The sequence below is a fragment of the Negativicoccus succinicivorans genome (genome assembly GCF_018373335.1).
In the GTDB taxonomy this organism is placed as follows: domain Bacteria; phylum Bacillota; class Negativicutes; order Veillonellales; family Negativicoccaceae; genus Negativicoccus; species Negativicoccus succinicivorans_A.
The window spans coordinates 41,043-48,845 of the sequence record NZ_JAHAHH010000003.1 but is presented as its reverse complement, the minus strand read 5'-3'; the positions used below and the strand labels follow the sequence as shown (position 1 = coordinate 48,845).

General features: G+C 52.3%; 8 protein-coding genes. 4 read left to right on the top strand and 4 right to left on the bottom strand.

Translation table 11 applies throughout. The annotated features are described in order from the left end of the window. A partial coding sequence (gene surE / locus KH813_RS00815) for a 5'/3'-nucleotidase SurE (protein ID WP_303992015.1) occupies nucleotides 1–564 on the top strand: 564 nt, incomplete at its 5' end. Between the two features lie 50 nt (nucleotides 565–614). On the opposite strand, the gene KH813_RS00810 is transcribed toward surE, so the two are convergent. Then, the gene (locus KH813_RS00810; RefSeq protein WP_303992012.1) at nucleotides 615–1,751 is read right to left on the bottom strand and encodes an amidohydrolase; all 1,137 of its coding nucleotides are present in this window, start codon (nucleotides 1,749–1,751) and stop codon (nucleotides 615–617) included. 200 nt (nucleotides 1,752–1,951) lie between these two features. Here KH813_RS00810 and KH813_RS00805 point away from each other — a divergent pair, with 200 nt between their 5' ends. Next, a complete protein-coding gene (locus tag KH813_RS00805; protein ID WP_303992009.1) occupies nucleotides 1,952–2,683 on the top strand; it encodes a nucleoside recognition domain-containing protein in 732 nt (243 codons plus the stop codon). Further along, nucleotides 2,676–3,143, top strand: coding sequence for a YjiG family protein (locus KH813_RS00800; protein WP_303992006.1), 468 nt, complete (start codon nucleotides 2,676–2,678; stop codon nucleotides 3,141–3,143). The genes KH813_RS00805 and KH813_RS00800 overlap by 8 nt, the downstream gene beginning before the upstream one ends. Before the next feature lie 44 nt (nucleotides 3,144–3,187). Here KH813_RS00800 and KH813_RS00795 read toward each other — a convergent pair whose 3' ends face one another. The 3 genes from KH813_RS00795 to KH813_RS00785 are packed head-to-tail and all read right to left on the bottom strand — an operon-like array spanning nucleotide 3,188 to nucleotide 5,839. Continuing rightward, complete coding sequence (locus KH813_RS00795) at nucleotides 3,188–3,907, bottom strand: cysteine hydrolase family protein (RefSeq protein ID WP_303992003.1); 720 nt, start codon at nucleotides 3,905–3,907, stop codon at nucleotides 3,188–3,190. 42 nt (nucleotides 3,908–3,949) lie between these two features. Beyond that, nucleotides 3,950–4,771: an alpha/beta fold hydrolase gene (locus tag KH813_RS00790; RefSeq protein WP_303992000.1), complete on the bottom strand. Its 822-nt coding sequence runs from the start codon at nucleotides 4,769–4,771 to the stop codon at nucleotides 3,950–3,952. Between the two features lie 15 nt (nucleotides 4,772–4,786). Further along, nucleotides 4,787–5,839, bottom strand: a complete 1,053-nt coding sequence (locus tag KH813_RS00785; RefSeq protein WP_303991997.1) for an ABC transporter substrate-binding protein — start codon at nucleotides 5,837–5,839, stop codon at nucleotides 4,787–4,789. Between the two features lie 398 nt (nucleotides 5,840–6,237). Between KH813_RS00785 and KH813_RS00780 the strand changes: the two genes are divergently transcribed. Further along, nucleotides 6,238–7,788, top strand: coding sequence for an S-layer homology domain-containing protein (locus KH813_RS00780; protein ID WP_303991994.1), 1,551 nt, complete (start codon nucleotides 6,238–6,240; stop codon nucleotides 7,786–7,788). Nucleotides 7,789–7,803 lie beyond the last annotated feature (15 nt).

Here is a 7,803-nt window from a genome sequence, read left to right as displayed (position 1 = left end):
ACCGGGCGGCCCGCCGATTGCGCGAAGTTCGGCATCGCGTATTGGTTGCAGGACACGCCGCCGGATTTGGTGGTGTCCGGTATCAATAACGGCTACAATGTCGGCAGCGATGTGACGTATTCCGGAACGGTGGCGGTCGCGCTCGAAGGGCATTACGAAAAAATCCCGTCGCTCGCGGTTTCGGGGCAGACTTTTGATGAAGAGTTTTTGGAACGGGCGGTACCCTTTGTCCGCGACTTTATTCAAAAAGTTTTCGTGGAAGGCAAATACCCGGGATTGCTGAATTTAAATATTCCCAATATTCCGGAAATCGACTGGCATCATGTCAAAGTTTGTCGTCAGGGCGTGCAGGTGTATGAAAACGCGATCAGTTCGGCGGTGGACGAAAACGGTCAGACTTACTACCGCGTCAAAGGACGCGCGCTGCCGGATTCGGATCAGGAAGATGATGTTTACTTGTTGCATCGCGGCTGGATCACGGTGACGCCGCTGACCTGGTACCAGGGCGCGGACAAGGAGATCGGCGCGATAGAAGATCTGTTGCACGCGATTACGGAATCATAATAAAAGAAATAAAAAAAGACGAGCTCAGCTCGTCTTTTTTTATTGTGAGATTAGCGGTTATGTTCACCGTTGTATTTTGAATTTTCGCCGAGTACTTTGGATACGGCCGTTTTCAGAATTTTTTTGCCGTACGTGAGGGCCTCGGTATTGAAATGCATATCCGGCTGATGCAACCCGGGTTTGAGATCGGCGCCCAGGCCGTAGAAGCCGACATGCAAATTCGGCTTGGCGATGACGTAGTGGCAGAAATCTTCGCCGCCCGGCGTAGTTTGCGCCGGCAATGTGTTTTCACGGCCGAGAACTTCGGCAATACTTTCTTCCAACAGTTCGCACATGTCGTCGTTATATACGGCGGCCGGCAAATCGATCAATGTTTTGCAGGTGCAGGTGCAGGAAAAAGCGGCGACGGCGTTTTCCACGGCGATTTTGATTTTTTCATTGAGTTCCGCCATGGTATCGTTATCACCGGCTCGCATATCAAAAGCGAGCAATACTTTGTCGGGGATCGCGTTTGTCGCGCCGGAATCACAGAGGCAGCGGGTGGCTTTCACGCTGAATGAGCGCTCCGGATTCGGTTGGATTCCCGTGGCGGCGAGAATCGCCAGCGCCGCTGCGTGCAGCGCGTTGTGACCCAAATGCGGGCGCGCGCCGTGCGCGCGTTGTCCTTTGATTTCGAATTCCACGGTGTGGCTTGCCGAGTAGTAGAGGGCGGCGATCGCCTGTCCCAATTTCGCTTCCTGGATCGGACGGACATGTTGCCCGATCAGATAATCGACATCATCCAACACGCCGCTGTCGACGATTGTGTACGCGCCCTGGCCGATTTCTTCCGCCGGCTGGAAAATCACTTTCAGCTTACCGCGTTTGATGATGCCTTCTTTAATAATTTCTTCGCCGGCCGCCAGCGCCATTGCCGTGTGGCCGTCATGACCGCAGCTGTGGATCGCGACATGCTTACCGTCGATGATGTGTCCGAGCGCATCCATGTCGGCGCGTACGGCCATCGTCGGACCGGGTTTTCCGCTGTCGAAAACACCGACGACACCGGTGTGCCCGCCCAGTCCTTCCGTGGCGTCAAAGCCTGCTTCCCGCAGCGTTTTGGCCACGAATTCGGACGTTTTATGCTCCTCCAACCCAAACTCCGGGATGGTATGTAAATATTCCCTAAAATCCTGTTCTCTTGCCATACTATTCCCTCCTTTAGTACCATCAGTATAACACAATCGCTTCTGCTGAACGGACAAATTCTAATTTTCGACTAAAATATGTTGGTAAAGCAAATGATAAATGTTATAATGGACGTAATATTTTTTTAGGAATATTCTATTCCGCCCGACGCGTGCCTTGGCATCGCGCGGTTTTTTTAACAGGAAGGAAGGGGATGCAGATGGCAGAAGAAAAGCAGAAAACTGCCGCGCCGCAAGGCCAACCTGCCGAATCGACAGCAAAGTCAGATCGACGGCAGGAAGCGGAACGTCTGCTCGGCGGTAAAGTCGGTATCGGCGCTTACATCGCGTTGATTGCGGCAATCATTTTTTTCTCCGGCATTTTGATGAAAGTCGACGGTATGAAATGGTTGAGCGCGTTTGACTATACGACCTTGATCGGTAAGTACGGTACGATGAAAGTACCGGAAAAAGCGACTTGGCTCGGTATGGGCGGTTTCGCCGCACGGCAAGGCTTTTTATTCGCGCTTTCGTTGGCGCCGTCCGTGATGCTTGCATTGGGCGTGATCGAAGTGCTTGCGCAATACGGCGCGATTCGCGCGGCGCATAAATTGATGACGCCGTTGTTGAAACCGATTTTAGGCTTACCGGGATTGACGGGGCTGGCGTTGATTACGGACTTGCAGAGTACGGATGCCGGCGCGGCGCAGACGAAAGAATTGTTTGATGAAGGCTTGATCAGTGATAAGGAACACACGATTATGACCTCCTGGCAGTACAGCGGCGCGGGCATGATCAGTAATTACTTCGCCACCGGTTCGGCGGTGTTTGCCGTATTGACCGTACCGGTTATTTTGCCGCTGGGAATTATTTTCGTCATGAAATTTGTCGGCGGCGCCTTTGTCCGCTTTATGTTAAGTACGGTTTACGGAAAGGATTTTGCCAATGAATAACACAGATACGCAAAGCAAAAATCCTTTTGACGTATTCGTCATCGGGGCTCGCAAAGGTTGGAACATCGCGGTCAACAACATGATCCCGAACGTCTTGATGGCGTTTGCGATCGCGCACATTTTGGATCTTCTGGGCGTGCTCGATTTCATGAGCGTGATTTTCGGACCGGTCATGGGGATCTTCGGCTTGCCGGGACAGGCTGTCATGGCGCTTTTGACGGCGTGGCTTTCTCTTTCCGCCGGCGTCGGCATGGCGGTATCGCTCGCGGGGCAGGGCCTTTTGAACGGCACGCATTTGACGATTTTGCTGCCGGCGATGGTTCTGATGGGATCGCAGCTGCAGTACATGGGTCGACTGCTCGCGGTCGCCGATGTCAAAAAGAAATACTGGCCGCTGTTGATGCTGACCAGTATCTTGAATGCCGTAATTGCCATGTTCATCATGCGCATACTGGCGTAACGACAAATAAAAAAGCACACCGAAAGGTGTGCTTTTTTATTGCGTTATTTAGCGTGTTTTTCCCGCGCTTCGTCAAGCAGAGCGATCGTTTGATCGGTCGAGAGTACCTGGCAATAAATCAGATTCATGATTTTCAGTTCCGCGTCGTGAAGTTCCTGCGTCGCGGCCGCGCACGCATCTTCTACGCAAATGACTTGGAAGCTGTCGTCCGCTAAGCCGCGCACCGTTCCGGCGACGCATTGGTCGGTGACGATGCCGCCGACGACCACCGTTTTAATGCCCATATTGCGCAAAATACGGCAAATATTCGTGCCGGTCGTCACGCTGTCGGTCGTTTTGTTGAAAACGAGCTCATTGTCTTGCGGGGTGAGTTCTTCCACCATCGCGGCTTCCGTCGAATCCGCGTGAATGAAGATGCCGTTCCAGCCGTCCGACTTCTGTACGGTTTCCCGATCTTCTCCGTCAGGCAGCAAACAGGCGATTCGTCCGAATGTGACGCGCAATTCATGGTCGCGGAAATAATCGAGCAGGCGTCGCGCGTTGGGGATCGTCGTCGTTTTCAAACGATCGCGGAAATACTTCCAGCGATCCCATGTGCCTTCTTTTTTCAATTCCAGCGCTTCGCCCATTTCATCATGGGCGAATTCGTTTTGCAGATCGACGAGCAACAAGGCCGTTGTTTTCGGATCCAGATTCAGCTCCGGATAGGTTTCGACGTCCTGGTAGTAAAACGAACGGTACTTCGGATCCACTTGAATTTTCATAAAAGACCTCCTTAAATAATATACACTTCTTTATTGCCAATATTACTTCCCAAAGGAAATGACAGCCTGATTGAATTTTTCCGGCTGTTCAAAGAAAAAGAAATGACCGGCATCGGTAAATTCTTTATAATCGCCGCGCGGCAACAAGGTCGTGATGTGCTGACCCTGCGTAACGCCGGCGGGGAAGACGTGGTTGTCCGAACTCATGACAAGTGTCGGTACGCTGACGGTCGGCAAGACCGCGGAAAAATCATTCGCCAGATAATCGTTGTAAATCGCGACCGCGCTCCATGGAGCGGCGGCGCGCATGTCCTCGAGAGCAAACGCCGCATCGACGGGCGGCTCTCCGTGCCAACATTTACGGAAAAACGCTTCGGTAAAACCGTCGCGATCGTTAAGGTATTGGTTGACCTGCGCATTCCATTGATCCGCGTTGAAACCTTTCAGCGCATGACTGTTCCAACGCTCGGGACTGTAGGGGAACGGCGTCATATCAATCAGCAGTACGCCCGTGACGCGGCCTTCCGTACCGAACTGGTCCCAGTAGGAAAGCACGGTCGGTCCGCCGAGCGACCAGCCGCCTAAGATAACGTCCTGCAAACCGAAATTTAAAATAATTTCGTGAATATCGGAAGCATATTGACGGATCGTGTGCCCCGCCAATGTTTTCTGGGAGCGACCGTGGCCCCGCAAGTCCAAAGTAATGACCTGAAAGTGGCGATTGAGTTCGTCACGATTTTTTTGCCAGCAGCGACCGGAACAGAGCCAGCCGTGACACAACATCAGCGGTCGGCCTTTGCCGGAAATCTCCACGTAGAGTGACGTGCCGTCTTTGGTCTTGAAATACAGCGATCCGTTTTTCATCTCGCACCTCCGTAATTATTTCAAACTGTCATATGCGGCCTGCCAGCTTTGTGTCCGAATACAGGTTTCGGCCGCGAGGTCATGTTCCATAAAACCGTTGACCCGATACCAGGCAATTTGCTTGGCGATATCATCGGTCGCAAGTTTACCGTCGCGATCGATGTAGGGAAGACTGCGACTGACATCGGCGGCCGGCGTTTGCGTATACCGACTGATGATTTCGACCACTTCGCGAAAACGCGCATCCGTTTCCAGACGTTTGGCCGGCGTCACCGCCGGTGCGTCGGCGAACACCGCATCATAGTAGTCTCTGCAGGCGCGGATATACGCTCGCATAAAACGCTTCCCGGCGTCATTATTTTGGGCAAAACGCGGCGCGTAAAAAACGGCTGAGGTCTGATAGGTCAAGCGTTCTCCCACCGGCGTCAGCAATTTTACCTGACCGCTTTCCAACAGCTGGGAGGCAAAGGGTTCATTGACAATCGCGCCGTCAATTTGTCCCGATGTCAGCGCCGCTAAAACGGCACTCACTTTGCCGAGGTTCGCATAATTTACTGCGGCGCGATCCAAGCCTGCCTGCTCCAGCAAATGACCTGCCATGTACTGGTAAGTGGAACCCGCCTGCGTATTTCCCAGCGTTTTCCCCGCCAGATCTTTCACCTCGTGCACGCCCGTCGCATACGCTTGCGGCGTTACAACAAGAAAGCTGCCGGAGTGTTCGGGAACTTCCCGGCCTTTATCGGCGACAAGGTAGGGAACCTGTCCGGCCGCCGCCAAATTGTAAAGACCCGCCGTCAAACCGGTAGCGCCCACGTCAATGGCGTTCGATGCCGTCGCGACCGCGATCGGTTGCGCCGCGTCAAACCAGACCGGTTCCGGCGCGATGCCCTCCTCCGCAAAATATCCTTTTTCGATGCCGATGAAAAGCGGCGCGGAACTGGCCAGCCGCAACATTCCCACTTTGACGGGGATGGGCGTCGCGGAAGGGGACGCGGACTCTTGGCCGCAACCCGCCAGCATCAATACTCCCAAACAAAGCGCCAGCAGGCGCCACAAAGTTTCTTTCATAATACCCCCTTACCTTATTGTTATTATACCATTCTTGACTCGTCAATGCGTGCGTAAAACCGGATTTGTCGTCGGCGCAGATTCGCTAAAACCATCCGAGCGTAAAATGATATCAATTTATGATCGCAAAAGTATTACAAACAGGCAGCCATCATGTACGTTTTTTACTGTTTGAAAATTTTTGCAGCACACCGTCGGGCACGATATTCGGCGCTTTCAGAAAAGAATACCGGCGCGGCAAGTACGGTTTCTGTTCCCGTAGAGAATTAAAAATGGTTTTTAGTCTTGACGTATCATGATGCTTTCTTTATAATTAACGGGAAAGATTTATAAAAATGTCAAATGTTGTTAGACTTTTTGACACCTAATTGAGAATGAAGAGTAGAGGAGTTTATTTTATGAAATTAAAATCCGCAACATTGTTGCTTGTGTTGGCGGGCGTGGTAAGCGCGCAGGCAGCGCATCCGTTCAGTGATGTAACGCCGCAGGATTGGGCGTATCAAGCGGTACGGCAGTTGGCTGCCGAAGGGATCATCGAAGGGTATCCCGATCGGACGTTTCGGGGAGAAAACGCGATCACTCGTTACGAAATGGCGCAATTGGTCGCCCGCGCGATGGTCAAAAAAGACCGAATGAATGCGGAACAGCAGCAACGGTTACAACAACTCGAAGCGGAATTTGCGAAAGAGCTCAGCAGTCTGGGCGTTCGTGTCAGCGCACTGGAAGACCGCGTCGGCAATGTGAAAGTCAGCGGCGCGGTTCGTTTATCTTACCAGACCGGCGATTCGGATATTCGTGATGGTTACGGCAGCGGTGATGATCGTGTCGAAGCGAAAGCCGATATTAAATTTGCCGCCCAAGTCAGCCCGAAAACCACGGTGACCACGGTTTTGGAATCCACGCTCAACCTCAACGGCGAACCATATACGGATGCGGGGTATGACGGATTTAAAGACTACAATAACTATGAGAATTTGGAAGTCAAATATCTTTTTGCGCAGCATCATTTCGACAAAGGCTCGCTCGTTTTCGGTAAATACCGCGCGGACTTGGGCGTAACCGGTATTTTCTACAATGACGCGTTCAGCGGTATCGGTCTGACTTTAGGGGACCCGACGCGGGGCAGCCATGTTAAAGTTTCCTACGGTAATGTACAGAGCCTGAACATGCCGTTTGTCCATCCGATGCTCGCTGCCTACGACATTCAGAGTCGTGAAGATCATTCGGCATTTACACCGGAGTCGTTATTCCTCGAATATGCCTATCACCAGCAGCGCAAAGTCGATTTTACCGCTTGGCACTTGCTCCCGAGCAGCAAAACCGGTGAAGTCGTTAAAGTGTACGGCGCAGGCCTGTCCGTTTGGCCGCATCCGTTCGTCAACATTCATGGCGACTATATTTTGAATAACGCGAAAAACATGGTGAATAACGAAAAACCGAAACTCTGGACCGCCGGCGCGTCTTTCGGCATCGCGCATCCGGCGTATCCGAGTTCCTTCCAGGTCGGTATTGATTACTTCTCCAGCGATGCCGGTTCGTACTTTGGCGGCAACAAATTGGAAGTACTGCGTCCGTACCTGAGCGGCATGCAACAAGCGGATGCTCACTTCCTGCAAGGTGATTCATGGAAACCGACGGACAACCCAATCTATGATGGCGCGCAGGCGCAAGTCAAACAGCATCTGGAAGCCATTTACGGTAACCAATCGACCGCGTCCTACTTCGCCGGCATGATGGAGGAATGGACATTCGATCCGAAAAATGCGCCGCGCTACTTCCGCCAGAACTACAATCGAAAACACGGTGGCGCGGAAGGCTGGATGGCCAGCCTCAAATATGTACCGGTGAAAAACGTGTACATGGAAGCGTTCTACGTTTTCGATGTGAAAAATAAAGCGGGCGCAAAACTCGACGATACGTTCCGCATCCAGGCGACCTATCTCTTCTAATGATAAAAAAGCGGC